We start from the raw sequence: 26,660 nt of genomic DNA on the forward strand, positions 1-26,660 counted from the left end.
GCACATGCAGCAGGTGAAGGCGGTCGTGGCACGCGCCAAGGGTCAGCCGGTCGAGGTGACGACGATCAACGTGCCGGATCCCGGGCCGGGCGAAGCCGTGGTCGCGATCCGGGCCTGCGGGGTCTGCCACACCGACCTGCACTATCGCGAGGGCGGCATCAACGACGAGTTCCCGTTCCTGCTCGGGCACGAGGCCGCCGGCGTCGTCGAGTCGGTCGGACCGGACGTCACCGGTGTCGAGCCCGGCGACTTCGTGGTCCTCAACTGGCGCGCCGTCTGCGGCGAGTGCCGAGCATGCAAGCGCGGCGACCTCCAGTACTGCTTCAACACCTTCAACGCCACGCAGAAGATGACCCTGGCCGAAGGTCCCGACGCGGGCACCGAGCTCTCCCCCGCGCTCGGCATCGGCGCGTTCGCCGAGAAGACGCTCGTCGCTGCCGGCCAGTGCACGAAGGTCGACCCGTCCGCCCGTGCCGCCGCCGTCGGCCTCCTGGGCTGCGGCGTCATGGCCGGCATCGGTGCCGCCATCAACACGGGCGCAGCCACCCGCGGCAAGTCCGTCGCCGTCATCGGCTGCGGCGGCGTCGGGGTGGCGGCCGTCGCGGGCGCCGCGCTCGCTGGCGCCTCCCCGATCATCGCCGTCGACATCGACGCCAAGAAGCTCGAGGCCGCCGTACGCCTCGGCGCGACCCACACGGTCGACTCGTCCACGACCGACCCGGTGGCCGCGATCCGCGAGATCGTCGGCGCCGTGTACGCCGGCGCGGAGGGCGCCGACGTCGTGATCGAGGCGGTCGGCCGTCCCGAGACGTGGAAGCAGGCCTTCTACGCTCGCGACCTCGCGGGCACCGTCGTCCTCGTCGGCGTCCCCACGCCCGACATGGAGCTGCCGGACATCCCGCTGATCGACATGTTCAGCCGCGGGGGTGCGCTCAAGTCCAGCTGGTACGGCGACTGCCTGCCGTCGCGCGACTTCCCGATGCTCGTCGATCTCTACCAGCAGGGACGGCTCGACCTCGACGCGTTCGTCAGCGAGGAGATCGGCATCGACGACGTCGAGGCCGCCTTCGGCCGCATGCACGGTGGCGACGTCCTCCGCTCGGTGGTGGTGCTCTGATGGCACGCGTCGACCACGCGGTCACGTCGGGGACGTTCAGCCTCGACGGCGAGACGTTCGACGTCGACAACAACGTGTGGGTCGTGGGTGACGACACCGAGTGCGTGGTGATCGACGCCCCGCACTCCGTCGACGACATCCTCGCCGTCGTCGGAGACCGGACAGTGAAGGCGATCATCTGCACCCACGCGCACGACGACCACGTGCGTGTCGCGCCGGCCCTGCGCGAGCGGGTGGTCGCGCCGATCATGCTGCACCCCGCCGACCGTCCGCTCTGGGAGCTCACGCACCCTGACACCCTGTGGGACGTCGACCTGCAGGACGGCGCCACCATCGAGGTCGGCGGGACGACGCTCCAGGTCATCCACACGCCGGGGCACGCTCCGGGAGCCGTCTGCCTCTACGCCGAGGACCTCGGGTGCGTCTTCACCGGAGACACGCTCTTCCAGGGCGGGCCCGGCGCGACGGGGCGGTCGTACTCGGACGCGGACCTGATCCGCTCGTCGATCCGGTCCGCACTGTTCGGTCTGCCCGACGACACCGTGGTGCACACCGGCCACGGCGACGACACGACGATCGGCGCCGAGAAGGCGGCCTTGGGCTAGCGGCTACTCCCGCTGCCAGCGCGTCGAACGCGGACCGAGGTCTCCGTCGGTCCCGAAGGCGTACGCCCGATCGAGGTCGATCCGGTACACCTCGTACGGCGGTGGCCCTGCGGTCGGTGCACCGTCCGCGCCGACGAGCAGACCGTCGTGCACTGCCGGCGCCCAGCCGTACTTGGAGGCGTACGCCGCGGCGACACGTTCGACGTCACCCGACCCCGACACCCGCTCGGCAACGCCTTCGACGACCAGGTCCGCGTCGTCCGCCTGACAGGTGAGCGAGCACCGGCCGTCCGCGGCGAGGTGGGCCGTCTTCGCCGCTGCCGGGGCGGAGGCGACATGGGCCGCGCCGTCGACCCACACGGCGAGCACGGGTCGGACATGCGGACGGCCCGCCGCGGACGTGGTCGCGAACCAATAGCCAGACGCCTCGGAGAAGCGGCGGCGTATGTCCTCCCACGGGATCGGCGACGCGTCCGCGTCGGCGTCCAGGGCGAGCAGCGTCGCTCGGAGCGGTTCGGTCACGGTGTCTCCTCGGTGGGTTCTGCGCCTGGGCCGGGGAGCACGTCCACGTCTGTGGCGTGCATCGGCTCACGGCAGTGCGCGCAGCGCGTCTCCGCGGAGGTGATCTCGCCGCAGCCGTGGTGGCGGTAGAGCACGGGCGGCCCCGCCTCCCCCGCGAGCCAGCGGTCGCCCCACGCCGCCATCAGCATCAGAAGGTCGCAGAGCTCGGCGCCCCGTGGCGTGAGGGCGTACTCGTGGCGCGGAGGACGTGCCGAGTACGCCCTCCGCTCGAGAACCTCGTGCTCGACCAGCCAGGCGAGCCGCTCGGCGAGGACCTTGCGGGAGATGCCGAGGTCGGCCTGGATCTGGTCGAACCGGGTGATGCCGACGAAGACGTCGCGAAGGATCAGAGGTGACCACGGCTCGCCGACCACGTCCCAGGTCCGGGCGATCGAGCACCTCATGTCACCGAACCGCGTGCGCTGCATGCCTCACCGTAACGCAGTCAGTTCCCTGAGGGAACCCGTGCATCAGGAGGTGGCTAGCACGCGCTCGGCGAAGCGTGCCGTGCGCTCGCGCAGCCCCGCGACCCGGCGCTCGACGAAGGCGACGGGATCGACCGCCCCCTCGGCCCGCGTGGGACGCCGACGTGCGTGAGCGGAGCAGGAGAGGTCGGCGTGGACGAGCGCGCCGACGGTGTTGCCGTTGCGGCCGGCTGCACCTGCGCGCTTGGCGACGTACAGGACGACGCCGTCGGTGGCCTCGACGTCCTCGCACCACGTGCAGACGGCCGGACGCTGCGAGGTCGGCTGGGTCGTCCGGAGCAGCACCCCGACGGCGCCTTCCGGAGTCGGGACGACCGCGTACGCGCGTCGTGGCGCCTTCGGGTCGACCCACCCCAGGAGGTCGAGGTCGTCCCACGCGAGGTCGGGTAGGCCAGGCGGAAGCGGTGCTTGGGACGCCTCACGCCGGGAGGCGTTGACGAAGGACGCGCGGATCTGGGACTCGGTCAGGGCATGCATCGGAGACTCGCTCTCGGGAGCTGGAACTGGGGTCGGGTCGATGGCCTCGATCCCGCGCCCGAGGGAGTCAGACGGTGGTCGAGGCAGCGTGCCCGAAGCCTGAGCAGGCCAGGAGGGCCGCCTCGCTTCCCGGGTGCTGCATCCCGCGCTCCGTTCCTTACGAACCTGATGGCCAGTTGCGGCCAGCAACGATCCTCTCGCGGGCGGCGGCCTGGATCAAATCGTGACCGCTGGGCGCCGAGTGCAGGTTCGGACGACATACCGACTGCGCCACAAGAGTTCGAAACATGCAATTCGTCGCACATGCGCGAATAATTGTATGTTTCACGTCTTTCAAACCTGCAATTCATCGCGGCTGCGTCTAAACTGCGAGGAATTGCAGGTTCCCGACAAAGGCGTTCGCATGGCTGACGACTTCCCTCCCCTGGTCTACTCCCGAGAGCACGGGAAGGACCGGGTCGCGCGTGCGCACGCGGCAGGTCGACTGGTGAAGCTCGGGACCGGCGTCTACACCAGCGATCTCAGCAAGCCCGCCGAGGACGTCGTTCGCGAGCGCCTGTGGGAGCTCGTCGCGCACGAGCTCCCTGGTGCGGTGATCGTCGACCGCTCCGCACGCCTCGGGGGCACGGCGCCTGGCGGGACCCTGTTCGTCACTCACCGCAGGCCGCGTCCCTTGAAGCTGGCCGGGACAGTGGTCGTTCCACGGCACGGCGCAGGCCCCATGCACGGTGACATCGAGCTCCCGGACGGCATCTGGCTGGCTGGGACGGCCCGGAGCCTCCTCGAGAACCTGGCCCCGACCCGTACGGCGGCAGGCCGGCCACCGAGGACCCTGACCCGGGCCGAGGTCGAGGTGTGGCTGGACGACATCTGCCGAGACCGCGGCGAGGACGGGCTGAACCAGGTCAGGGACGAAGCCCGCACCCTCGCTCCCTTCCTCGGCCGACGACGCGAGCTCGCCACCTTGAACCAGCTGGTCGGCGCCGCGATGAACACGCACCCCACCGCGATCCTGCAGACGCCGCAGCTGCGGGGCCGCGCGCAAGGTCAGGCGTACGATCGTCGCCGCGTCGACGCCTTCGGCCGCCTCGCGGACTACCTCGCCGACGTCGCTCCGGACGTGGTCACCGCGATGCCGATCGATCGGGACCGGCGCGCCCTCCTGCCGTTCTACGAGGCCTACTTCTCCAACTACATCGAGGGCACCGAGTTCACACTCGACGAAGCAGCCGCGATCGTGTTCGACGACATGGTCCCGGCGCAGCGCCCCCAGGACGCGCACGACGTCCTCGGCACGTACCAGCTGACATCGTCGGACGCAGAGATGCGCCGTCGCCCGACGACCGACGACGAGCTGCTCGAGATCCTCAAGGAACGGCACGCGACGCTGCTGGGGGGCCGTCCCGAGACGGCGCCCGGCCGGTTCAAGCGCCACGCGAACCGCGCCGGGGCGACGCTGTTCGTCGCTCCCGAGCTCGTCGAGGGGACGTTGCGTCGCGGGTTCGACCTCGGTGCCGACCTCGTGTCACCGTCGGCGCGGGCGTTGTTCATGATGTTCCTGATCAGCGAGGTCCATCCGTTCGCCGACGGCAACGGGCGCATCGCACGACTCATGATGAATGCCGAGCTGCATGCTGCCGGGGAGGTCCGGATCGTCGTCCCGACCGTGTACAGGCTGAACTACCTGTCGGCCTTGCGCGGCGCCACGCACAACGACAACTTCGCCGGTCTGCACGCTGCGCTCGCCTTCGCCCGCAGGTGGACCGCACGTGTCGACTTCACGTCTCGGCTCACCGCAGAGGCAGACCTGGAGCGCACCCATGCTCTCCGCGACGCGCACAGCGCCGAGGAAGCAGGCGTACGGCTCACGCTGCCCTGAGTCGACAACCGATCGAACGAAACCGACCGAAGAGGAGACAGGATGTCCGGCGGAGACTGGAAGGACATGTTCAACGCGGCCTGCAAGGGCGACGTCGAGCTGGTCCGGTTCCATCTCGATCAGGGGGTCGACGTCGACTACGCGCACCCCGAGTTCCAGTCGACGGCGCTCGTCGCCTGCATCCTCGACGGCCAGGAGGACGTCGCGAACCTCCTCCTCGACAGAGGGGCAGATCCGCGGCTCCTGTCTGTGTTCGACGAGTGCACGCCGATCGAGGCGGCACGCAAGGCGGGCTTCGGTGGCCTCGAGGTCAGGCTCCGGTCGCTCGGAGCCTGACCGCAGCGCTCAACCGTCGAGGTCGGCGAGCTCCCGGCGCAGGTCCGCGACCTCGTCGGCGATGGCCGTACGCTCACGGACGGACAGCCGTCGCAGCTGGAGGTCGGTGACCGCGCGAGCACCCATCTCGTCCACCCCGAGAAGCGAACGCAGTCCGTGGACGAATGCGGACGCGTTCGCGGAGGCCGCGCCCAGCGCCGTGACCTCGTCCCAACGCGTGAGCGCGGTGTCGAGCGCGGCGAGCACCTGAAGGCGCTCGAACACGTGCTGACGAAGCGACCCCGATCGACTCATGGGCTGGTAGTCCTCCCACGAGCTGTGGTCGTGCGGGTCGTCGTCGCCGGGGCGTGTCGACCCCTCCCATGCGAAGAGCGAGTCGTCCAGGGCTTCGCCCACCGTCAGCTCGACCCACTCCGCCACCGGGATGAAGGCCGCCAGCCCCGACTGGTGGAGCACCAACCCGGTCTCGTCGTCGATCAGCATCCGACGCTTCGGCTGGTTCTCCCAGCGAACGTCCCACGCCGCCCTGCCCAGACAGGTCGTCGACCGAATCGGCTCGATCGGGCGCTCGTCCTCCTCGTCGTCCCAGATCTCCTGGTCCCTCCGGCTCAGCAGGCCACCGTCCTCGACGAACCCGCTGCGGGAGTGCGGGTCGCAGACCGGCGGCTGGTCCGGGACGTCCCACACCCACTGGTCCTCCTCGCCGTCGATCGACTCCAGCTGACCGTCAAGCGACTCGCGCCTCACCCGCTCGCCGTCCACCCACACCCGCGTGAGCGTCTCGACCGGTTCCTCATCGTCCTCCGGGTCGAACGACACCACGCGGACGACTCCACGCAACGTCGGCAAGGGGCCTCTCCCGACGGTCATCAGGCCGAACAACGCATACCAGGGGATCGTCGACTCGGACACGCCACTCCTCTCGGACGACGCACAACCGAGGCGCGCCCGACTCTTCCTACCATCCTGCGCGGAGCCACCACCACGATCACGCGAGCAGCACGCCGGGGTTCATCGTGCCGGCCGGGTCCAGCGCGGCCTTCACCGTGCGCATGAGCGCCAGCTCGACCGGATCCTTGTACGCCGCAGCGGCGGCGGTCTTCGTCCGCCCGAGCCCGTGCTCGGCGCTGAGGCTCCCGTCGTAAGCCGCGACGACGTCGTACACGGCCTTCGTCAGGGCGTCCGAGGCATCGAGCAGCCCCGCGTCGTCCGCACCGTCGGGCTTGCTGAGGTTGTAGTGCAGGTTGCCGTCGCCGACGTGCCCGTAGGTGACGCGGCGGACTCCAGGCAGCACGGCCTCGACGGCGGCGTCGACGTCCGCCGTGAACGCTGCGAGGCTGCTGATGGGCACCGAGACGTCCTGCTTGAGGCTCGCCCCCACGGCGTTCTGCGCCTCCGAGATGCCCTCCCGCAGACCCCACAGCGCGGCGCGCTGGGCGGGGCTGCCGGCGACAACGGCGTCCGTGACGAGCTCCTGCTCGAACGCCGCTCCGACACCCGCCTCCACGACCTCCTCCAGCCGTGCGGCGTCGTCGGCGTCCTCGAGCTCGATCAACCCGTACCAGGGGTGGCTCTGCCCGAACGGGTCGTGCGCCCCGACGGTGTGCTCGAGCACGAGGTCGAGGGCGGTGCGGGACACCAGCTCGTACGCGCCCAGCCGGGGGCCGGCGTGCTTCTTCAGGAGCTCGAGCAGCGCGACACCGGCGCCGAGGTCGGGGAGCGCGACCCACACCGTCGCCCGCGCAGGCGTCTCCGGGAACAGACGCAGCACCGCAGCCGTGACGATGCCGAGCGTCCCCTCCGCTCCGACGAACAGCTGCTTGAGGTCGTACCCGGTGTTGTCCTTGCGGAGCCCGCGCAGCCCGTCCCACACCTGACCGTCGGGCAGGACGACCTCGAGGCCGAGCACCAGGTCTCGCATCATCCCGTAGCGCAGGACGCCCGCGCCGCCGGCGTTCGTCGCGACGTTGCCGCCGATCGTGCAGCTGCCCTGCGAACCGAGGGTGAGCGGGAACATCCGTCCGTGAGCGCGGGCGGCCTCGTGCACCGCGTCGAGGGTGACGCCGGCGTCGACGGTGATGGCGTCGTTCGCCGGGTCGACCTCGCGGACCCGGCGCATCCGCGTGGTCGAGAGGACCACCTGGGTCGCCGAGGCGTCCGGCACCCCGCCGCCGCACATCCCGGTGTTGCCACCCTGCGGGACGATGCTGACGCCGGCCTTGCGGCAGAGCCGTACGACGGTCGCGACCTCGTCGGTAGACCCCGGCCGGACCACCGCCAGCGCCGCGCCACGATAGGCGCCGCGCCAGTCCGCGGTGTAGCCGTCGGTGTCCTCCGGGCCGGTCAGGACCGCGGTGGGTCCGAGCGCTCCACGCAGGTGCTCGACCAGCGTGTCGGGCGTCGTCGGGTTCATCGGGCTCCTCTCCTCGGGGAGCGTACGAGGCTCCGCGGCCGGGCGGCCAAGATCGTCCGGGCATCGCGCGAGTGGCACGTGGTATCGCCCGAGGTCGGACCGCAAGTAATGCTCGCGGGGTATCGGACAATCCCTAGATAGTGTTAGACCAGAATCGCTCCCGCTTCCTAGGGTCGAGACACGTCCTGTCCCCGGCCGAGGAGCCACCGTGTCGCAGCTCTCACCCACCGATGTCGCCGCCCGCCTCGGGTCGGGCCTCCTGTCGTTCCCCGTCACGCACCTGACCGAGGAGCTGACGATCGACGAGAAGGCCTACCGCGAGCACATCGGATGGCTGTCGGAGTACCCCGCCGCGGGCCTGTTCGCCGCCGGCGGCACGGGCGAGTTCTTCTCGCTGACCCCGGCCGAGGTCGAGCAGGCCGTCCGCTCCGCCGTCGACGAGGCACCGGAGGAGATCCCAGTCATCGCCCCCGCCGGGTACGGCACCGCGACCGCCGTCGAGCTCGCGCAGTCGGCCGAGCGGGCCGGCGCTGCAGGCATCCTGCTGCTCCCGCCGTACCTCACCGAGGCGAGCCAAGACGGCCTGTACGCCCACGTCAAGGCCGTCTGCGACGCCACCGACCTCGGCGTGATCATCTACAACCGTGCGAACGCCGTCTACGACGAGCACACCGTTGCTCGACTCGCCGACGCGTGTCCGAACCTCGTCGGCTTCAAGGACGGCGTCGGCAACGTCGAGCAGATGGTCCGCATCTACTCGGCGCTCGGCGACCGCCTCCTCTACGTCGGCGGGCTGCCGACGGCCGAGCTGTTCGCGCTCCCCTACCTGAGCCTAGGCCTCACCACGTACTCGTCGGCGATCTTCAACTTCCTCCCCGGGTTCGCGATCGACTTCTACGACGCCGTACGCCGAGGCGACCAGGCTCACGTCGTGGCCGCACTGAACGACTTCGTCATCCCCTACTGCGACCTGCGCAACCGCAAGGCCGGCTACGCGGTGAGCATCATCAAGGCGGGTCTCAAGGTCGTCGGACGCCCCGCGGGCCCGGTCCGCTCCCCGCTGACGGACCTCACCGCAGGGGAGCTCGACGAGCTCGCCGCACTCGTGAAGAAGGTGAGCTGATGACAGACCTCGCAGACGTGACCGGCAGCTCGCTCGTCGGAGCCGAGGACGTCACCGGCACCGCGGGCGGCACCTTCCAGGCGTACGACCCTGCGACCGGTGCCGCGCTCGAACCGGCCTTCGGTGAGTGCGGACCGGACGAGGTCGTCAGCGCGACGACGCTCGCGTGGGCGGCGTTCGGCGACTACCGCCGTACGACGCCGGAGCAGCGTGCCGCGTTCCTGGAGTCGATCGCCGACGAGATCGAGGCGCGCGCCAGCCTGCTCGCCGAGCGGGTGATCGCAGAGACGGGGCTCCCCGCGGGCCGCGTCGCGGGTGAGACCGCGCGCACCACGGGCCAGCTGCGGATGTTCGCGGCGACGCTGCGCGAGGGCAGCTGGCTGCAGGCACGGATCGATCCCGGCGACCCGTCCCGCAGCCCGCTGCCCAAGCCGGACGTCCGGCAGCGGTCGGTGCCCCTCGGTCCGGTGGCCGTCTTCGGCGCCAGCAACTTCCCGCTCGCCTTCTCCGTCGCGGGCGGCGACACCGCGTCCGCGCTGGCCGCCGGGGCCCCGGTCGTCGTGAAGGCGCACCCGTCGCACCCCGGCACCTCCGAGATCGTCGGGCGCGCCATCCGCGCAGCGGTCCAGAAGCACGACCTCCCCGAGGGCACGTTCTCGCTGCTCCAAGGCACGAGCAACGAGCTCGGCGGAGCGCTCGTCGCCGACCCGCGCATCCGGGCCGTAGGCTTCACCGGCTCCCGCGCCGGCGGCCTCGCCCTCGTCGAGATCGCCCGGCGACGCGCCGTCCCGATCCCCGTGTACGCCGAGATGTCCGCCGTCAACCCGGTGTTCGTCCTGCCGGGTGCGCTGGCCGACCGGGCCGCGGCGATCGGATCCGCGTTCGTCACCTCGGTGACGGGCAGCGCGGGCCAGCTCTGCACGAAGCCCGGGCTGCTGTTCGTCATCGACGGCGATGGCGCCGACGCGCTGGTCGACGCCGCGAAGGCAGCCGTCGCCGACGTCGCGTCCGTGCCGATGCTCAGTGCGGGCATCGCCGGCGCCTTCGAAGCCGCGACCGCACGCACCGCCGGCAGCGACGGCGTACGCCCGATCGGGTCCGGCACCGCAGACGCGTCGATCGCCTGCACGGGCACACCCACCCTGTACGACGTGAGCGGCGCCGACTTCCTCGCCCAGCCGCAACTCCAGCAGGAGATGTTCGGCCCGGCGTCCCTGGTCGTCCGTGTCGCCGACGCCGGCGAGCTCGTCGCGATCACCGACACCCTCGAGGGTCAGCTGACCGCGACCGTCCACGCCGACGAGAGCGACCACGGCACCGCCCGCGAGCTGTTCGAGCACCTCGAGCTGATCGCCGGACGCCTCATCCTCAACGGCTGGCCGACCGGGGTCGAGGTGGGGCACGCGATGGTCCACGGCGGCCCGTACCCCGCGACCTCGGCACCCAGCACCACCTCGGTCGGGATGCGCGCGATCGAGCGGTTCCTGCGCCCGGTCGCCTACCAGGACCTCCCCGACGACCTCCTGCCGACCGAGCTCCGCGACGACAACGTCCAGCACATCTTCCGCCGCATCGACGGGCGCCCCGAATGACTCGCGCCGACGTCCGACCCGCACCACGAGGAGCAGCCGTGCCGACCTCCGACATCCATCCCGTCAGCGCGCTGAGCTCCCCCGACGCCGCCCTGATCGCCGCCGCGCAGGCGGACGCCACCATCGACCGCATCGCCCACGTGAAGCTCTCGTCGGTCGTCCTCCCGCTCGCGGTCCCGATCAGCGACGCCAAGGTGCTGACCGGCCGCCAGAAGCCGATGACCGAGGTCGTCTTCCTGATCGCCGAGATCACGACCGAGCAGGGCTACGAAGGGGTGGGCTTCTCCTACTCCAAGCGCGCCGGCGGCCCGGGGCAGTTCGCGCACGCGCAGGAGATCGCGCCGGTGCTCATCGGCGAGGACCCGAGCGACATCGGCAAGATCTGGACGAAGCTCACCTGGGCAGGCGCCTCCGTCGGGCGCAGCGGGCTCGCGACGCAGGCGATCGCCGCCATCGATGTCAGCCTGTGGGACCTCAAGGCCAAGCGGGCGGGACTGCCGCTGGCCAAGCTCCTCGGCTCGCACCGCGACTCCGTCCGGACCTACAACACCTCCGGCGGCTTCCTCCACACGCCGATCGACGAGGTCATCGAGAACGCCGGCCGCTCACTCGAGGCGGGCATCGGTGCGATCAAGCTCAAGGTCGGGCAGCCCGACTGGCGCCAGGACGTCGCTCGCGTGACCGCCGTACGCGAAGCCCTCGATCCCGACGTGCCCCTCATGGTCGACGCCAACCAGCAGTGGGACCGCGCGACCGCGATGCGCATGGGCCGCATCTTCGAGGAGTTCGGGCTCGTGTGGATCGAGGAGCCGCTCGACGCGTACGACGCCGAGGGCCATGCGAACCTCGCTCGGGCGCTCGACACACCCATCGCGACCGGCGAGATGCTCGCGAGCGTCGCCGAGCACGTGCGCCTCATCGACGCCGGTGCCTCCGACGTCGTGCAGCCCGACGCCCCGCGCATCGGCGGCATCACGCAGTTCCAGAAGCTCGCCGCGTACGCGGAGGCCAAGCAGCTGGAGCTCGCCCCGCACTTCGCGATGGAGATCCACCTGCACCTCGCCGCGGCGTACCCGATCGAGCCCTGGGTCGAGCACTTCGACTGGCTGGACCCGCTGTTCGACGAGCAGCTCGAGACGCGCGACGGCCGCATGTACGTGTCCGACCGGCCGGGTCTCGGCTTCACCCTGAGCGAGCAGGCTCGTGCGTGGACGGTGGGCACGGCCGAGTTCGGAAAGCGCCCCTGAGCACGCGTACGCTCCACGAGCCGGTCGAGGTCGCCCTCCTCGGCCGGCTCCGGCGTGGTGTCGTGGAGCGGATCCGCGCGGACGACGGCGCCGTGGTCGGTGAGCCGGGACCGGGCACGCGCATCGCTGTCGTCACCAACAAGATCACCGTCGACGACGCGATGCTCGACGCGCTCCCGTCGCTCGAGCTCGTCGCCAGCTACGGTGTCGGTCTGGACCACGTCGATCTCGATGCTGCCGCTGCGCGTGGCGTCACCGTCTCGCATACGCCGGGCGTCCTCGACGACTGCGTGGCCGACCTCGCCGTCGGCGCCCTGCTCGACGTACGACGTCGCATCAGCGCCGGCGACCGGCACGTCCGCTCGGGTGCGTGGACGGCCGGCGACCCGTACCCGCTAGGGCGCAGGCTCTCCGGAACCCGCGTCGGCATCCTCGGGCTCGGGCGGATCGGCGCTGCCGTCGCCCGGCGGCTGGACGCGTTCTGGTGCGAGGTCGGCTATCACAGCCGTCGTCGGGTCGAAGGCTCGCTCTACCGCTATGCCTCGTCGCCGCTGGAGCTCGCGACCTGGGCCGACTCGTTGGTGGTGACCGTGCCCGGCGGCCCGGGGACGACGGCGATGGTCGACGCCGAGGTGCTCGACGCGCTCGGCCCGAACGGCTACCTCGTCAACGTCGCCCGCGGAACGGTCGTCGACGAGTCCGCGCTGGTCCATGCGCTGAAGGACGGACGCATCGCCGGCGCCGCCCTCGACACCTACCTCGACGAGCCGTACGTCCCCGCGGCCCTGCTCGAACGCGAGGACGTCGTGCTCCTCCCCCACATGGGATCGGCGACCGAGGAGACACGAGCCGCGATGGACGACCTCCTCGTCGCCAACGTCGAGGACTGGCTGCGCCACGGACGCGCCCGTACGCCCTGGGTGGCCGCCGCACCATGACCGCGGACCTCGCGCTCCTGGTCGTCGCCGGAGTGGCGGCGGGCCTGTTCGGATCGATGGCCGGGCTGGCGTCGATCGCCAGCTATCCCGCCCTCCTCGCCGTCGGGCTCGACCCGCTCGAGGCCAACGTCACCAACACCGTCGCCCTGTTCGGTCTCACGGTCGGCAGCATCGTCGGCTCGCGGCCGGAGCTGCGCGGTCAGGGGCGTCGCGTCGCGGGCCTGGCCGCGCTCTCCGCCGTCGGCGGGCTCCTCGGCGCGGCGCTGCTGCTCTCCGCTCCCGCGTCGACCTTCGAACGGGTCGTCCCCGGGCTCGTCGCCCTCGGCGCCGTGTTGATCCTCGCCCGTGACCAGATCGTCGCGTGGACGGACCGCCGTCGCGCCCGGTCCACGCGACGCGCCCGGTCGTGGTCACCGGGATGGGTCGTCGTGCTGCTCCTCGTCGGCGTGTACGGCGGCTACTTCGGTGCAGGCGTCGGTGTCATCGCGCTCGCCGTCCTCGCCGTGCGCTACCGCGACCGCCTTGCCGTCGTGAACGCGACCAAGAACGTCTACACCGGAGCCGCGAACGGCGTCGCCGCGCTGGCGTACGTCATCCTCGCCCCGGTCGACTGGCCGGCGGTCCTCGCGCTGGGCCTCGGTGCCACCGTCGGCGGGGTGATCGGGCCGGCGCTGGTCAGGATCACGCCGGAGCGCCCGCTGCGGTACGCGATCGGCGTCGCCGGTCTCGCGCTCGCCGTGCACCTCGCCCTCGGCTGAGCCGGCGACCGCGTCAGCGGACGAGGGCCGGACGCTTCGGGTCGAACTCCCAGCCGGGGATCAGGAACTGCATCGCGACCGCGTCGTCACGGGCACCGAGTCCGTGCTCCTCGTACAGCGCGTGCGCCGCGTCGAGGGCGTCCCGGTCGAGCTCGAGGCCGAGGCCGGGGCGATCCGGCACCTCGATCTCGCCGTCGCGGATCTGGTGCGGGTTCTGTGTCAGCGCCTGCCCGTCCTGCCAGATCCAGTGCGTGTCCAGCGCCGTGATCTCGCCCGGCGCGGCCGCCCCGACGTGGGTGAACATCGCGAGCGAGATGTCGAAGTGGTTGTTGGAGTGCGACCCCCACGTGAGGCCGAAGTCGTCGCACAGCTGCGCCACGCGCACCGACCCGCGCATGGTCCAGAAGTGCGGGTCGGCGAGAGGGATGTCGACCGAGTGGGAGCGCACGGCGTGGGCCATCTGCCGCCAGTCGGTCGCGATCATGTTGGTGGCCGTCCTCAGGCCCGTACGGCGACGGAACTCCGCCATCGTCTCGCGGCCCGAGAAGCCCCCCTCCGCGCCGCACGGGTCCTCGGCGTACGCGAGCACGTCACCGGCGTCTCGGCACAGCGCGACCGCGTCCTCCAGCAGCCAGCCGCCGTTGGGGTCGAGCGTGATCCGGGCATCGGGGAAGCGGTCGGCGAGCGCACGGACGGCGTCCATCTCCTGCTCCCCCGGCAGCACACCGCCCTTCAGCTTGAAGTCGTGGAAGCCGTAGCGCGCGGCTGCGGCCTCGGCGAGGCGTACGACGCCGGCGGGGTCGAGCGCCGGCTGACGGCGTACACGCTCCCAGTCGTCGGCCGGGTCGTCCTCGACGACGTACGGCAGGTCCGTCGCGGACGCGTCGCCCACGTAGAAGAGGTAGCCGAGCATCGGGACGCTGCCGCGCTGCTGCCCCTCTCCGAGGAGCTCCGCGACCGGCACTCCGAGGTGCTGCCCGAGCAGGTCGAGCAGCGCCGACTCGAGCGCGGTGACGGCGTGGATGGTCACGCGCTGGTCGAACGTCTGCAGGCCGCGTCCGCCCGCGTCGCGATCGGCGAACGTCTCCTGGACGCCGCGCAGCAGGCTGGCGTACCGGCTGACCGGCGCTCCGAGGAGCAGACGGCCCGCGTCCTCGATCGTCCGCCGGATGTCCTCGCCACCCGGCACCTCACCCAGCCCCGTACGCCCGAGGCTGTCCGTCATCACGACGACGTTGCGCGTGAAGTACGGCGCGTGGGCACCGCTCAGGTTGAGCAGCATCGAGTCGTGGCCGGCGACCGGCACGACCTCGACGCGGGCGACCGTCGGCACAGCGCCGTAGCCGGGCTCGACGGAATCTCCAGCGGGACGGGCGGTCGTGGTCACAGTGGCGTTCCTTCGTCGGGGTGAGGGACCTCCTCACCCTAGGAAGGCGCCGCGCTGCGTGTCCAAGACGAACCGAACATGGGGCGATACCCGAGCGATATCGCTCAGTCCTCCACCGGCAGCGTCTGGAGCGCACGCAGCGCCGCGTGCAGGGCGGGGTTCTGCGAGTCGCGCGGCCAGAGGAGGTGCAGCTCGACGGGACGACGGGGCTCGGTGACCAGCGGCAGGTACTCGACGCCGTCGATCCCGAGCAGCGTCGTCGAACGCGGGACGAACGCCACCCCACGTCGCGCGCTGACCAGCCACACGATCGTCAGCACCTGGCTGACGGAGTGGACGACATTCTCGTGGAAGACCGGAACGATCCCGACGACGAGGTCGTAGAAGTAGCGGGCGCGGGTAGTGGAGTACATGATCAACGGCTCGGCCTGGAGGTCCTCCGGGCGCAGCGGGCGCTCCAGATCCGCCAACGGGTGGCCGGTCGGGACGGCGACCACCATCTCCTCGCGGCGCAGCAGCCGGCTGCCGAACTCGTCGGGGTCGAACGGCGGGCGTGCGAGACCCAGGTCGATGCCATGGGTGAGCAGGCCCTCGATCTGCTCCCGCGTCACCATCTCGTACAGGTCGACGTCGATGTCGGGCACCGTCCGCGAGAGGTGGTCGAGCAGCCCGGGGAGCACCCCGTACGCTGAAGCGGCCGTGAATCCGATCCGTACCGTGCCGACCGAGCCGCGCGAGATGCGCCGGGCGAGGTCGGGGGCGCTCTCCGCGAGGGCGAGGAGCCGTTTGGCCTCGACGAGGAAGGCCGCGCCGGCCGTCGTGATCGCGACGCCGCGGTTGTCCCGGTCGAACAACCGGACACCGATCTCGCGCTCGAGCTTCTGGATCATCCGGCTCAGCGGAGGCTGGGTCATGTTGAGGCGCTCGGCGGCCCGCCCGAAATGGAGCTCCTCGGCGACGGCCACGAATCCACGCAGCTGCTCGAACGAATACATGGTGCCCGGAGGGTATCACTCGATGCAGGATCGGGCTTGGACATGCATGACTGACGGCTCCTACGCTCCACAAAGACCCCCGTAGTGATCGCGGTCACAGGCCCCCGATCAACTCCCCGCACGAAGGAGATCCCATGCAGCGTCGAACACTCACCCGGACCGGAGCGGTAGCAGGTGCGTTCCTCCTGACCGCCTCCCTCGCTGCGTGCGGCGGCAACCTCGGTGGCGACGAGGAGTCCTCCGGCGAGGACTTCCCCGACGGCGCTGTCACCCTGACGATCGGCCAGGACCCCGGCGGCAGCACCGACCTGATCGGCCGCGCGCTCGCCGACCCTGCTGCCAAGGACCTCGACGAGTCCATGCCCGTGGTGAACAAGCCCGGCGCCAATGGTGCGGTCGCCGCGAAGGAGCTCGAGGGCAAGGCGGCCGACGGCCAGAACCTGATGGTCATCAACGCCTCCCTGATCGCGATCACCCCGCTCGCCGTCTCCGAGGACGAGGTCGTCGACATCGAGGACTACGAGGTCGTCACCGGCATCTCCCAGGACGACTACGTGCTCGTCGCCAACCCCGCGTCGGGGTGGAAGACGGTCGACGACCTGATCAAGTCGGGCAAGAAGGTCAACTTCGGCACCACCGGCGTCGGCACCGGCAGCCAGCTGTCGTCGCAGCTGCTCTTCAACCAGGCCGGGGTCGCCGGCGAGGACGTGCCGTTCGACGGTGGCGCGCCCGCGATGACCGCCGTCCTCGGCGAGCAGGTCGACGTCGCGAGCATCCAGCTCGGCGAGGCGTACCCCCAGATCGAGGCCGGCAAGCTCACCCCGCTCGTCGTCTTCTCGAAGGAGCGCAACCAGTACCTCGAGGACGTGCCGACCGCGATCGAGTCCGGATACGACGTGCCGGTCTCCCAGTACCGCGCGATCGTCGCCCCGAAGGGCACCCCCGAGGCCACGATCGACCGCCTCGAAGAGGCCTTCCAGGCCGCCTTCGACGACCCGGCGTACCAGGAGTTCAACGAGGGCCAGCTCCTCACCCCGCACGAGATCAGCGGTGACGAGGTCGTCAAGGAGTGGACCGAGGCGCGTGACTCGTACGCCGCACTCGTCGAGGAGTACAACATCGACATGGGTGACGCCTCGTGACCGAGCCCGCACGCGAGGCGCTGACGCCTGAGGAGCTGGCAGCGGAGTGGGAGGAGTCCAAGCCTCCCGCTGCCGGACCGGTCGCCAACCTGATCGCCGCCGGCGCTGTGATCGCGTTCGGTGTCGCCGGGATCCTCATGTCGCTCAGTCTCGGCGCAGGCTCGCTCGGCGAGCCTGATGCCGGGTCCTGGCCCCTGGTCGTGAGCGCCACGCTGACGATCCTGGGCATCGCCCTCGCTGTGCGGGCCGGTTCCACCCACGATGCCGAGCAGTTCGGTCGCTCGAGCCTCACCGTGCTCGCCGCGCTGGCGACGATGGTGCCCTTCGCCCTCGTCGTCGGCGTGATCGGGTTCGAGATCCCCGCCGCACTCCTCGCGTTCGTGTGGCTCCGTTTCCTCGGCCGCGAGAGCTGGCGGGTGTCGATCGTGGGCAGCGTGCTGATGGTGGTGGTGTTCTACCTCATCTTCGTGCTCGCCCTCGGTGTCTCGATCCCGCACCTCTTCTGACCCGGCCCGCACCTGACGGCCACGGAGAACTCCCATGGACTCAATCAGCCCGGTGATCGACGGCTTCGGCGTCGTGATGCAGCCGGAGAACCTGCTGTACTGCCTGATCGGTGTGCTCGTCGGCATGCTCGTCGGCGTCCTGCCGGGGCTGGGCCCCGCCGCCACGATCGCGATCCTGCTGCCGCTGACGTTCGCGGTCGAGCCGGTGACCGCGATCATCATGCTCGCCGGCATCTTCTACGGCGCCCAGTACGGCGGCACGATCACGTCCGTCCTGCTACGGCTGCCAGGCGAGGCGTCGTCCGTGGTGACGGTCTTCGACGGGTACGCGCTGGCGCGCCAGGGCAAGGCGGGCACGGCGCTGGGCATCGCCGCGATCGGGTCGTTCGTCGGCGGCACCGTCTCGATCATCGCGCTGACGTTCCTCGCTCCCCTGATCGCCGGGTTCGCACTCGACTTCGGCCCGCCGGAGTACACGGCGCTCGCACTGCTCGGCATCCTCCTGGTCGCGACGGTGAGCAACGGCGGCCGCCTCAAGGCCGTCGTCGCCGCCTGCATCGGTCTGCTTCTGGCCACGGTCGGCCGCGACGGCTTCACCGGCGCCGAGCGTTTCACCTTCGACTCGCTGTCCATGGCCGACGGCATCGACTTCGTCCCGATCGCGATGGGTGTCTTCGGCCTCGGCGAGATCCTCTACAACCTCGAGCAGCGTGACGCGGCGAGCCGGCCGCCGGCCAAGGTCGCCAACGTGTGGCCGTCGCGCAAGGAGCTCAAGCAGTCGTCCGGCGCGATCGGACGCGGCTCGGTCATCGGCTTCGTCCTCGGCATCCTGCCCGGCGGCGGGGCGGTCCTCTCCTCGCTCGCCGCGTACGGCGTCGAGAAGAAGGTCGCCAAGGACCCGTCGCGATTCGGCAAGGGCGCCGTCGAGGGTGTCGCCGCCCCCGAGACCGCGAACAACGCGGCAGCGACGTCGTCCTTCATCCCTCTGCTGACCTTGGGCATCCCTGCGAACGCGACGATCGCCGTCATCTTCGGCGCACTGCTCATCCAGGGAGTCACCCCTGGACCTCAGCTCGTCGAGGACAACCCTGAGCTCTTCTGGGGCGTCGTCAACTCGATGTACATCGGCAACATCCTGCTGCTGATCATGAGCATCCCGCTGGTGGGCCTGTTCGTGAAGATCCTCCAGATCCGTGGGTCGATCCTGGCCCCGATCACGGTGCTCATCACGCTGATCGGCGTCTACACCGTCGCGAACAGCACGTTCGACATCTTCCTCGTCGTCGTCTTCGGCCTGCTCGGCTACCTGATGAAGAAGTTCGGGTTCGAGCCCGGCCCGCTCGTCCTCGCCTTCGTGCTCGGGTCGCTGCTCGAGGCCAACGCACGGCGGTCCCTCATCCTCTTCGAGGGCGACGTGTCGGGCTTCGTCACCCGGCCGATCTCCGGCGTCCTGTTCGCTGCCTTCTTCATCGTCGTGCTCCTCCCCCTGGCGGCGTTCGCCTGGCGGTGGCGCAAGGCCGCAGACGCCGAGCTCGCGCACCCGTCGGGGACCGACGGCACCGACGGCGCGGACGACGACAGTGCGACCGGCGCGGACGACACCACCGACCGCGGCCCCGCAGACACCGACACCCCCGTCGCACACACCACCCGCAAGGAGCAGCCATGACCGTCCTCGTCGCCTACGTCGACACAGCAGAGGGCAACGCCGCGTTCGAGGCGGCGGTCGAGGAGGCCGCGCACCGTGGCGAGCCGCTGGTCGTGCTCAACTCGCCACGGCCCGGCGCCCCGGTGGACGCCCACCTGGTGACCGACGACCGCGCCGCGGCGCTCCGCCGACGCACCGACGAGGCGGGCGTGGAGCTCGACCTGCGTCAGACCCCGCACCACGAGGACCTCGTCCCGGTCCTCGAGGAGGTCGCAGCCGAGGTCGGCGCCAGCGTGCTGGTGATCGGCATCAAGCGACGCTCGCCGGTCGGCAAGCTGCTGCTCGGGAGCACCGCGCAGCGCATCCTGCTGCACATCACGATCCCCGTGCTCGCGGTGAAGCCGGCCGACCGCCGAGCCTGAGGGCGTACGCGCCTCAGGTCGGAGAGCCTCAGGTCGGAAAGCCGCGCGAGGCGGCGCTGAGCGCGGCGTCGAGGTGCGCGAAGATGCACGCGGTCGGATCCTCGCGCGGATCGGCGTCTCGCTCGTACTCCTCGACGGCCGCGCGTAGGGCGCCGTTGAGCGTCGCCGCGTGCACGCGGACCTCGAGGCTGCGGGCAGACGCTCCCCAGCGCGCGGCGAGGAGCTCCGCGAACACCGGCAGCGCATCCTCGTGCACCTCGAGCCAGACCGTACGAAGTGCTGGTTCGCGGTGCATCAGCGCGAGCACGGTCAGGAGCTCGTCGCCCGGAGGCGTGATCACGCCGGCGGCGTAGCACTGCCGCAGGAAGTCGACGAGCGACGTGTCGGCCGGCCAGTGACGCAGGAGCTCGGCCGCACCGGTCAGAGCCTCGTCCAGGAACGGCCGGACACAGCTCTCCTTGCTCGGGAAGTGCCGCCAGAGCGTGCGCACCGAGATGCCGGCAGCGCTGGCGATGGCCTCGCCGGTCGTGGCGGTCACGCCCCGCTGGGCGAACAGGCGGACCGCCTCGTGCGCCACGCGCGTACGCAGCTCGCCCTTCTGCTGCTCCGACCGCGGCGGACGCCCGGTGCGTGTCCGGGCGGGTGGCGAGACCTCGTCGGTCACAGGGTGGTCCTCCGTCCCGTCAGCACGGACAAAGCCTAGCGAGCGCGGCGCCACACCTCTTGTCACTGAGCGTCACAAAGTCCTACACTCCGTTACCAGTCAGTAACGTCCGGGCAACATCGAAGCCCCGACGTGACCGCCCGCAGGAGGGACCCCAGGGTTGCGGGCCGGTCCGGACAGCTGCGCCGACCCCGCCACCGCGGGTGAACGCACTCCGTCGCACGTCCAGGCGACCCGATCAGCGGGCGCCCACCACCCACAGGAGTGAGTCACTCGTGAAGCAGCTGCGCATCGCAGGCATGGTCGCGGCCCTGTCCGCACTCGCCTTCGTCGGCGTCCAGGCGGCCCCCGCCTCGGCTGACGACGGCGACCAGGTCGTCTCCCGAGGCGTCAAGATCCCGACGTTCTACAACCCACCGTCCACGCTCCCCGCCGCGAACGGCGCGCTCGTCCGCACGGAGCCGCTGAAGCTCGGGCTCAGCCTCCCCGGCCTCGACGGCCGCCAGCTGCCCGGCACCGCGACCCGGCTGATGTACAAGTCGACCGACACCCACGGACAGCCGGTCGCGGTGACCGCCGCGTACATCGAGCCCGCGGCCCGCTGGACCGGCGGCGGTGCGCGCCCGCTCGTCGTCCTCGCCCCCGGCACCATGGGCCAGGGCGACCAGTGCGCCGCGTCGCTCGCCCTCGAGAACCCGCTCACGCTCGGGCTCAGCGACGGCATCACCGTGTCGGTCGGCTACGAGAACCTCGCCGCGTACCGGCTGCTGTCGCGCGGCATCGCCGTCACGGTCACCGACTACGCCGGTCTCGGCGCGACCGACCGCGTCCACACCTACGTCAACCGCCTCGACGAGGCGCACGCCGTCCTCGACGCGGTCCGCGCGACGAGGGCGCTTCCGAACACCTCGGTCACGACGGCGTCCCCGGTCGGCCTGTACGGCTACAGCCAGGGCGGCGGCGCGACCGGTGCGGCCGCCGAGCTCCAGCCCACGTACGCACCCGAGATCAAGCTCGCCGGCGCGTACGTGGGTGCGCCGCCGGCGGACCTCGCTCGTACGCTCCCCGGCATCGACGGCAGCGCTCTCGCCGCCGCCGCAGGCTGGACGGTCAACGGGCTCGCGCACACGTACCCGGAGCTGCGTCCCCTGATCGACACCTACACCAACGACAAGGGACGGGCGGCGCTCGCCGACATCTCGACGACGTGCGTCGGAGACGGCATCTTCGGCTACCCCTTCGCGAAGACCAAGGACTGGACGAAGCAGGGCATCTCCCTCAGCGAGGTCGTCGCGCGGGAGCCCGTCATCAAGGCGGCCGTCGACGCACAGCGCATCGGCCGCCTCAAGCCTGCGACGCCCGTCCGCGTCGCGACCGGCGTCGCCGACGACACCGTGCCCCACGGGCAGGCACGGCAGCTCGCCGTCGACTGGTGCAAGAAGGGCGCCGACGTCACCTACCACCCGATCTACCTGCCGAACCTCGGCGACAAGGTCGTGCTCACGAACCACTTCCTCCCCTTGATCGAGGACCAGGTTTCGGCGCTCGACTGGATCGAGGACCGGCTCCAGGGCAGGTGGACGGTCTCCAACTGCTGGAGGGTCCCGGTCATGCCGTGACCTGACCGACGACCAGCGACGCCCCTGCACTGACCCCCTCGGCGCAGGGGCGTCGCCATGCCCTGCCCGTCCACATTTGGTTGTGCACAACTTGATTGCGCGCTATACAGGAGACATGGCCATGCCGACCGTCGACCAGCAGCTGTGCTTCGCGCTGTACTCGGCGTCGCGCGCGATGACCGCGTCGTACCGTCCGTTGCTCGACGGCCTCGGCCTCACCTACCCGCAGTACCTCGTGATGCTCGTGGTCTGGGAGGAGGAGCGCATCAGCGTCGGCCACCTCGGCGAACGCCTCCGTCTCGACAGCGGCACGCTCTCCCCTCTCCTCAAGCGGCTCGAGGCGCACGGCGTGGTGCGTCGCGTCCGGTCGACCGCCGACGAGCGGGTCGTCGACGTCGTCCTCACGCGCGAGGGCCGCGCCCTCCAAGAGCGTGCCAGCGACGTCCCCCGACAGGCCTGGGCCGCGACCGGGCTGAGCGCGAGCGAGTCGTACGACCTCGTCCACGCGGTCCAACAGCTCACCCGTTCCCTCGAAGCGTCCCGACACGATCCGACCCCGCACGACCCGTCCCCCCAAAAGGACCCTGCATGAATCCCCTCTACACCGCCGAAGCCCTCGCGACCGGAGACGGACGGAACGGCTTCGGCCGCTCCTCTGACGGACGCGTCGAGGTGGATCTCGCGATCCCCAAGGAGATGGGCGGCAGCGGCGACGGCACGAACCCCGAGCAGCTGTTCGCCATCGGCTACGCGGCGTGCTTCCACTCGGCGCTGCGTCTGGTCGCCGGCCAGGCGAAGGCCGACGTCTCCGACTCGACGGTGGGCGCCCGCGTGTCCCTCGGCGCGAACGACGACGGCGGGTACGGCCTCGCGGTCGAGCTCGAGATCACGCTCCCCCACGTCGACCACGCGACCGCCGAGGCGCTCGCCGAGAAGGCGCACGCGGTCTGCCCGTACTCCAACGCCACCCGCGGCAACATCGACGTGACGCTCGTCGTCACCGACGACTGAGCACCCCGGGGTCGGGGCGACGCGTGGGCGTCGCCCCGACCCCGTACACCCATCGGCGCTCGCATCGTGATGCGGCCGTCTCCGCACGCCGCTAGCGTGTGCCCGTGACGACTGACGCAGCGACCACCAAGGCCGGAGGGGTGCTCGCGGCGACCTGCCTGTCGACCCTCGTCGTGAACGCCAACACCTCGGCCGTGAGCATCCTGCTCCCCGCCATCAGCGAGGACACCGGGACGTCGGTTGACACCCTGCAGTGGGCGGTGACCGGCTACTCGCTGGTCGGCGCCGCGGTGATCGTGACGTCAGGCGCCCTCGGCGACGTCTTCGGGCGCAAGCGGATCTTCCAGCTCGGCCTCGCGCTCTTCGTGGTCTCGTGCATCCTGATCGCGCTGGCCAACACCGGCGAGATGGTCATCATCGGCCGCCTGATCCAAGGTGCTGCCGGCGCCACCATCCTCGCGTGCGGGCTCAGCCTCCTGTCGGTCGCCAACTCGGGCGAGGCGCAGCTCCGCGCCGTGTCCCTGTGGGGCGCAGCAGCTGCCGTGGGAGCCGCTGCCGGGCCGCTGCTCGGTGGCGTCCTCGTCGACCTGACCGGCTGGCAGGGCCTGTTCTGGATCGACGCCGGGGTCGCGATCGCGTGCATGGTGCTCACCTACGCGACGGTCACGGAGTCGCGCGACGAGACCCGGTCCAAGTCGATCGACTACGGCGGCGCCGTGCTCGTCGCGCTCACGCTCAGCCCGATCCTGCTCGCGACGAGCAAGGGCAGCGACTGGGGATGGTTCAGCGCGGCGACCATCGGGTGCGTCGTCGTCGCGGTTGCCGCCGGCTTCGCCTTCGTCGCCGTCGAGAAGCGCGTCCGCGTGCCACTGCTCGACCTCGCACTGCTGCGCAACCGGACGCTGGTCGGCGCCACCATCGCGATCCTCATCGGCGCCGGGACGATCAACGCGCTGATGTACCTGCTCAGCCTCTACTTCCAGAACCCCGCCGCTCTCGGCTTCACGCCGTTGCAGGCCGGGCTCGCGACGCTCCCCGCGACGGTCGGACTCGTCGTCGTCGCGCCACTCGTCCCGAAGATGGCGAGCAAGATCGGCGGTCGTCAGGTCGTCTCGCTCGGCTTCCTCATCACCGGCGTGGGCTTCGCCGTGGTCGGGTTGACCCAGGCGGACTGGCGCTACATGGCGTTCCTGCTCCCGCTCATCGCGATCGCCGTCGGCATGGGCATGTCGAACGGACCCGCCTCGTCGGCAGCGACGGCGGCGGTCGAGCCCGAGGACGTCGGCGCGGCGTCCGGTGTCTCCAACATGGCCCGCTACGTCGGAGCCGCCGTCTTCACCGCGGTCGCCGCGACGGTGAACGCCGCCGTGATCACCAACCGCACCGACGCCGGTCACACGAACGGCGAGGCGCTTGCCGGCGGACTCGCCGCCGCTTCCTGGGTCATGGCCGGGCTCAGCTTCGCCGGCGTTCTGCTCGGCGTCCTCATGAAGCGGCACCGCGAGGCACGCGGCACGCTCAACGACGCCGCGTCTGCCGCGGCCTCCCCGGTGCACACCCTGCCGACCTCGGCGACGGCCTCGCACTAGCCCCGCTCGACCGACGGACTCCGCCGGATCACGACCAGGGAGCCGCGCTCGTACCGCTCGGTCGCCACCGCGTCGAGTCCCCCGCCGGCGACCACCTCGTCGACCAGCGTGTCGGCCTGCTCATCCGGGCCGACCTGCACGACCGCGTGCCCTCCGGCGGCAAGGTGGCGACGGATGACGTCGAGGCCGTGCCGGACGAGGTCGAGCCCGTCGGCCCCGCCGTCGATGGCGAGCGCCGGATCCTTCGGGAAGCGGGCGATCTCGGCGCTCGGGACCCACGGCGGGTCGGCGATGATCAGCGGGAACCGCTCCGTCTCGTCGAGAACACTCTCCGGAGCGCCGCAGCGGACGTCCACGGCCACGTCGAGTCGAGCGGCCTGCGCGTTCGCGCTCGCAAACGCGCAGGCGTCCGGGTTCACGTCGACCTGGACCAGGTCGCGCTGCATCTGCGACGCGGCGAGCAGTCCGATCTGTCCGGCGCCGGCGAACAGCTCCAGCACGGGTCCGACCGGTGACCGCGCACCGACCTCGACCGCGAGCTCGGACTGGCGCACGGTCCATGGACGCGGACTCAGCACGGAGCCGTCGTAGGCGATCGTCAGATGGCCGAAGGGCATCGTCTCAACGAGTCGGGTGCTCACGCCTCGATTCTGCAGGGACGACTGGCGCGCCACCGATCGCCGGTTCCGACGTCGTCAGCCGCCGGGCCGCGTCCGGGTCGTGCGTCGGGACGATCGCCAGGCGCTCCCGGACGGCGTGGAGGCGGTGCAGCGTACGGAAGGTCTCGTCGCGGTCCTCGTCAGCGAGCCCGCCGGGAAACGCGGACTTCTGGCGGAGATCCTCGACCTGGTAGCCGTGCCATGCCGCGTCACCGGCGAGCAGCACCGGTCCGGCCTCGGTGTGCAGCAGGACGCCGACGCTTCCGGGCGTGTGACCGGCGAGGTCGACGAGCACGACCGACCCGTCGCCGAAGAGGTCGTGGCTCGCGCCGAACGTGAGCACGGGCGGCCCGTCGAGGTCGTACGAGACGGTCGTACGACCGCGCAGCGCGTCGCGAACGCCTCCGACCGGTGCGATCCGTCCGCCCATGACCCAGTCGCGCTCGCGCGTGTGGAGGTGCACCGGCAGGTCGGGGAGGTCGAGCAGGCCGCACACGTGGTCCCAGTGCGCATGGGTGGGCAGGGCGAAGTCGAGCGCGGGCGCGGGCTCGAGCTCACGGAGCGCAGTGATCGTTGCGACGGTGCGTCCAGGCGGGCTCATCACGGCTCGCAGGACCGCGGGCAGCTGCGCGACGGCACGCCGGTCGGCGTCGAGGCACAGGCTCGGGTCGACGAGGAACGTGGCCTCGGGGTGGGTCACCACGAACGACTGCAGGGCGTTCGGGATCCGGCGGGGACTCCGACGCCCCTCCACGATCATCCGCGTCGGGACCGGACGAGCGATCTGGCGCAACGGCGTGATGGCGACGGTGCGGGTCGCACGCGGGAGGCCCGCGTCGGTCAGGCTGCGGAGGAACCTCTCGTCACGCCGGCGCGGACGCACCATGCCCTTCACGAGACCTGCACCGGCTGCACAGCATGCGGCGAGACTGGGTGTTCGAACGTCATCGGGCACCGGAGTGACCGCCTTCCGTCGTCGGGGTTGACCATCGATGACGTGACGCTATAACTTCAGGTCGACCTGAAGTAAAGGGGCGATCTCGATGTCCGACACGGAGATGCGGGTCGGCGACGCGGCCGACGTGCTCGGCATCGCAGCGCACGTCCTGCGCCACTGGGAGGACGTCGGCCTGCTGCGACCGCCGCGCCTCCCGTCGGGTCATCGCGTCTACGACGATCAGACGATCGCCGAGGCGAGGATGATCCAGATCTGCCAGCGCGCCGGGCTGTCGCTCGCCGAGATCCGCGACCTCGCCGCCGCGGACCGCACCGAACGCCTCGGCATGATCGCCGCCAAACGCGCCAGCATCGCCGCCCAGGTCGCCGATCTCGAGCTGGCTGACCTGTTCCTCTCCCACGTCGTCACCTGCACCCACCCGGTCGTGTCCGAGTGCGACGAGTGCTCCGGCCTGCTGGCACGAGCGCGTCCGAGCAGCCTCAGCGCACCGCGATCGGGTTGACGGGCGGAGCCGACGGCGCCTGTGACC

General features: G+C 71.0%; 28 protein-coding genes. 18 read left to right on the forward strand and 10 right to left on the reverse strand.

The window, feature by feature from the left end:
• Window positions 1-4 precede the first annotated feature (4 nt).
• The gene (locus GH747_RS20795; RefSeq protein WP_149771550.1) at window positions 5-1,117 is read left to right on the forward strand and encodes an S-(hydroxymethyl)mycothiol dehydrogenase; all 1,113 of its coding nucleotides are present in this window, start codon (window positions 5-7) and stop codon (window positions 1,115-1,117) included.
• Window positions 1,117-1,722: an MBL fold metallo-hydrolase gene (locus GH747_RS20800; protein WP_228553029.1), complete on the forward strand. Its 606-nt coding sequence runs from the start codon at window positions 1,117-1,119 to the stop codon at window positions 1,720-1,722. Before GH747_RS20795 ends, GH747_RS20800 begins: the two co-directional genes overlap by 1 nt.
• 3 nt (window positions 1,723-1,725) lie before the next feature.
• On the opposite strand, the gene GH747_RS20805 is transcribed toward GH747_RS20800, so the two are convergent.
• From GH747_RS20805 to GH747_RS20815, 3 genes are read right to left on the reverse strand one after another with little or no spacing between them, the layout of a single operon-like run.
• Entirely contained in the window at window positions 1,726-2,244 is a 519-nt protein-coding gene (locus GH747_RS20805; RefSeq protein WP_149771551.1) for a pyridoxamine 5'-phosphate oxidase family protein, read from the reverse strand.
• Window positions 2,241-2,711 carry a winged helix-turn-helix transcriptional regulator gene (locus GH747_RS20810; RefSeq protein ID WP_149771552.1) on the reverse strand — a complete coding sequence of 157 codons (471 nt, stop codon included), beginning with the start codon at window positions 2,709-2,711 and terminating at the stop codon, window positions 2,241-2,243. The genes GH747_RS20805 and GH747_RS20810 overlap by 4 nt, the downstream gene beginning before the upstream one ends.
• 42 nt (window positions 2,712-2,753) lie before the next feature.
• Complete coding sequence (locus GH747_RS20815; protein ID WP_149771553.1) at window positions 2,754-3,245, reverse strand: FBP domain-containing protein; 492 nt, start codon at window positions 3,243-3,245, stop codon at window positions 2,754-2,756.
• Window positions 3,246-3,648: 403 nt separating this feature from the next.
• Here GH747_RS20815 and GH747_RS20820 point away from each other — a divergent pair, with 403 nt between their 5' ends.
• Entirely contained in the window at window positions 3,649-5,124 is a 1,476-nt protein-coding gene (locus GH747_RS20820) for a Fic family protein (protein WP_163695867.1), read from the forward strand.
• 42 nt (window positions 5,125-5,166) lie between these two features.
• On the forward strand, window positions 5,167-5,460 hold the full coding sequence (locus tag GH747_RS20825) for an ankyrin repeat domain-containing protein (protein ID WP_149771555.1): 294 nt from the start codon (window positions 5,167-5,169) through the stop codon (window positions 5,458-5,460).
• A 9-nt stretch (window positions 5,461-5,469) separates the two neighbouring features.
• On the opposite strand, the gene GH747_RS20830 is transcribed toward GH747_RS20825, so the two are convergent.
• Together GH747_RS20830 and GH747_RS20835 are read right to left on the reverse strand one after the other, a co-directional pair.
• On the reverse strand, window positions 5,470-6,372 hold the full coding sequence (locus tag GH747_RS20830; RefSeq protein WP_149771556.1) for a hypothetical protein: 903 nt from the start codon (window positions 6,370-6,372) through the stop codon (window positions 5,470-5,472).
• A gap of 76 nt (window positions 6,373-6,448) precedes the next feature.
• The gene (locus GH747_RS20835) at window positions 6,449-7,873 is read right to left on the reverse strand and encodes an FAD-binding oxidoreductase (RefSeq protein WP_149771557.1); all 1,425 of its coding nucleotides are present in this window, start codon (window positions 7,871-7,873) and stop codon (window positions 6,449-6,451) included.
• A 208-nt stretch (window positions 7,874-8,081) separates the two neighbouring features.
• On the opposite strand from GH747_RS20835, the gene kdgD reads away from it, so the two are divergent.
• From kdgD to GH747_RS20860, 5 genes are read left to right on the forward strand one after another with little or no spacing between them, the layout of a single operon-like run.
• Window positions 8,082-8,996, forward strand: a complete 915-nt coding sequence (gene kdgD, locus GH747_RS20840) for a 5-dehydro-4-deoxyglucarate dehydratase (protein WP_149771558.1) — start codon at window positions 8,082-8,084, stop codon at window positions 8,994-8,996.
• The gene (locus GH747_RS20845; RefSeq protein ID WP_149771559.1) at window positions 8,996-10,588 is read left to right on the forward strand and encodes an aldehyde dehydrogenase (NADP(+)); all 1,593 of its coding nucleotides are present in this window, start codon (window positions 8,996-8,998) and stop codon (window positions 10,586-10,588) included. Before kdgD ends, GH747_RS20845 begins: the two co-directional genes overlap by 1 nt.
• A 38-nt stretch (window positions 10,589-10,626) precedes the next feature.
• A complete protein-coding gene (locus GH747_RS20850) occupies window positions 10,627-11,835 on the forward strand; it encodes an L-talarate/galactarate dehydratase (RefSeq protein ID WP_276208368.1) in 1,209 nt (402 codons plus the stop codon).
• A complete protein-coding gene (locus GH747_RS20855) occupies window positions 11,796-12,773 on the forward strand; it encodes a 2-hydroxyacid dehydrogenase (protein WP_205603052.1) in 978 nt (325 codons plus the stop codon). The genes GH747_RS20850 and GH747_RS20855 overlap by 40 nt, the downstream gene beginning before the upstream one ends.
• Window positions 12,770-13,531, forward strand: a complete 762-nt coding sequence (locus GH747_RS20860; RefSeq protein WP_149771561.1) for a sulfite exporter TauE/SafE family protein — start codon at window positions 12,770-12,772, stop codon at window positions 13,529-13,531. Before GH747_RS20855 ends, GH747_RS20860 begins: the two co-directional genes overlap by 4 nt.
• A 13-nt stretch (window positions 13,532-13,544) precedes the next feature.
• Here the strand turns inward: GH747_RS20860 and GH747_RS20865 are convergent, their stop codons facing one another.
• Together GH747_RS20865 and GH747_RS20870 are read right to left on the reverse strand one after the other, a co-directional pair.
• Window positions 13,545-14,918, reverse strand: a complete 1,374-nt coding sequence (locus GH747_RS20865) for an enolase C-terminal domain-like protein (protein ID WP_240466224.1) — start codon at window positions 14,916-14,918, stop codon at window positions 13,545-13,547.
• A gap of 104 nt (window positions 14,919-15,022) precedes the next feature.
• Window positions 15,023-15,913, reverse strand: a complete 891-nt coding sequence (locus tag GH747_RS20870) for a LysR family transcriptional regulator (protein ID WP_149771562.1) — start codon at window positions 15,911-15,913, stop codon at window positions 15,023-15,025.
• A gap of 134 nt (window positions 15,914-16,047) precedes the next feature.
• On the opposite strand from GH747_RS20870, the gene GH747_RS20875 reads away from it, so the two are divergent.
• From GH747_RS20875 to GH747_RS20890, 4 genes are read left to right on the forward strand one after another with little or no spacing between them, the layout of a single operon-like run.
• Complete coding sequence (locus GH747_RS20875) at window positions 16,048-17,055, forward strand: Bug family tripartite tricarboxylate transporter substrate binding protein (RefSeq protein ID WP_149771563.1); 1,008 nt, start codon at window positions 16,048-16,050, stop codon at window positions 17,053-17,055.
• A complete protein-coding gene (locus GH747_RS20880; protein ID WP_149771564.1) occupies window positions 17,052-17,561 on the forward strand; it encodes a tripartite tricarboxylate transporter TctB family protein in 510 nt (169 codons plus the stop codon). The genes GH747_RS20875 and GH747_RS20880 overlap by 4 nt, the downstream gene beginning before the upstream one ends.
• 34 nt (window positions 17,562-17,595) lie before the next feature.
• Entirely contained in the window at window positions 17,596-19,230 is a 1,635-nt protein-coding gene (locus GH747_RS20885; RefSeq protein ID WP_149771565.1) for a tripartite tricarboxylate transporter permease, read from the forward strand.
• Window positions 19,227-19,631 (forward strand): universal stress protein, encoded by a 405-nt coding sequence (locus GH747_RS20890; protein ID WP_149771566.1) that lies wholly within the window; start codon window positions 19,227-19,229, stop codon window positions 19,629-19,631. The genes GH747_RS20885 and GH747_RS20890 overlap by 4 nt, the downstream gene beginning before the upstream one ends.
• A gap of 28 nt (window positions 19,632-19,659) precedes the next feature.
• Here the strand turns inward: GH747_RS20890 and GH747_RS20895 are convergent, their stop codons facing one another.
• Window positions 19,660-20,295, reverse strand: a complete 636-nt coding sequence (locus tag GH747_RS20895; RefSeq protein WP_149771567.1) for a TetR/AcrR family transcriptional regulator — start codon at window positions 20,293-20,295, stop codon at window positions 19,660-19,662.
• A gap of 275 nt (window positions 20,296-20,570) precedes the next feature.
• Between GH747_RS20895 and GH747_RS20900 the strand changes: the two genes are divergently transcribed.
• From GH747_RS20900 to GH747_RS20915, 4 genes are all read left to right on the forward strand, one after another.
• Entirely contained in the window at window positions 20,571-21,914 is a 1,344-nt protein-coding gene (locus GH747_RS20900) for a lipase family protein (RefSeq protein WP_228553030.1), read from the forward strand.
• A gap of 115 nt (window positions 21,915-22,029) precedes the next feature.
• Window positions 22,030-22,506: a MarR family winged helix-turn-helix transcriptional regulator gene (locus GH747_RS20905; protein ID WP_149771568.1), complete on the forward strand. Its 477-nt coding sequence runs from the start codon at window positions 22,030-22,032 to the stop codon at window positions 22,504-22,506.
• Window positions 22,503-22,925 carry an organic hydroperoxide resistance protein gene (locus GH747_RS20910; RefSeq protein WP_149771569.1) on the forward strand — a complete coding sequence of 141 codons (423 nt, stop codon included), beginning with the start codon at window positions 22,503-22,505 and terminating at the stop codon, window positions 22,923-22,925. Before GH747_RS20905 ends, GH747_RS20910 begins: the two co-directional genes overlap by 4 nt.
• A gap of 104 nt (window positions 22,926-23,029) precedes the next feature.
• A complete protein-coding gene (locus GH747_RS20915) occupies window positions 23,030-24,514 on the forward strand; it encodes an MFS transporter (RefSeq protein ID WP_205603053.1) in 1,485 nt (494 codons plus the stop codon).
• Here the strand turns inward: GH747_RS20915 and GH747_RS20920 are convergent.
• Both GH747_RS20920 and GH747_RS20925 read right to left on the reverse strand, forming a co-directional pair.
• Window positions 24,511-25,155, reverse strand: a complete 645-nt coding sequence (locus tag GH747_RS20920; RefSeq protein WP_228553031.1) for an RsmD family RNA methyltransferase — start codon at window positions 25,153-25,155, stop codon at window positions 24,511-24,513. The genes GH747_RS20915 and GH747_RS20920 overlap by 4 nt on opposite strands.
• Window positions 25,136-26,059, reverse strand: coding sequence for an MBL fold metallo-hydrolase (locus GH747_RS20925; protein WP_149771570.1), 924 nt, complete (start codon window positions 26,057-26,059; stop codon window positions 25,136-25,138). The genes GH747_RS20920 and GH747_RS20925 overlap by 20 nt, the downstream gene beginning before the upstream one ends.
• A gap of 157 nt (window positions 26,060-26,216) precedes the next feature.
• Between GH747_RS20925 and GH747_RS20930 the strand changes: the two genes are divergently transcribed.
• Complete coding sequence (locus tag GH747_RS20930) at window positions 26,217-26,633, forward strand: MerR family transcriptional regulator (protein ID WP_149771571.1); 417 nt, start codon at window positions 26,217-26,219, stop codon at window positions 26,631-26,633.
• The last annotated feature ends 27 nt before the right edge of the window (window positions 26,634-26,660 follow it).

This window comes from Mumia xiangluensis (assembly GCF_010994095.1).
GTDB classification, from domain to species: domain Bacteria; phylum Actinomycetota; class Actinomycetes; order Propionibacteriales; family Nocardioidaceae; genus Mumia; species Mumia xiangluensis.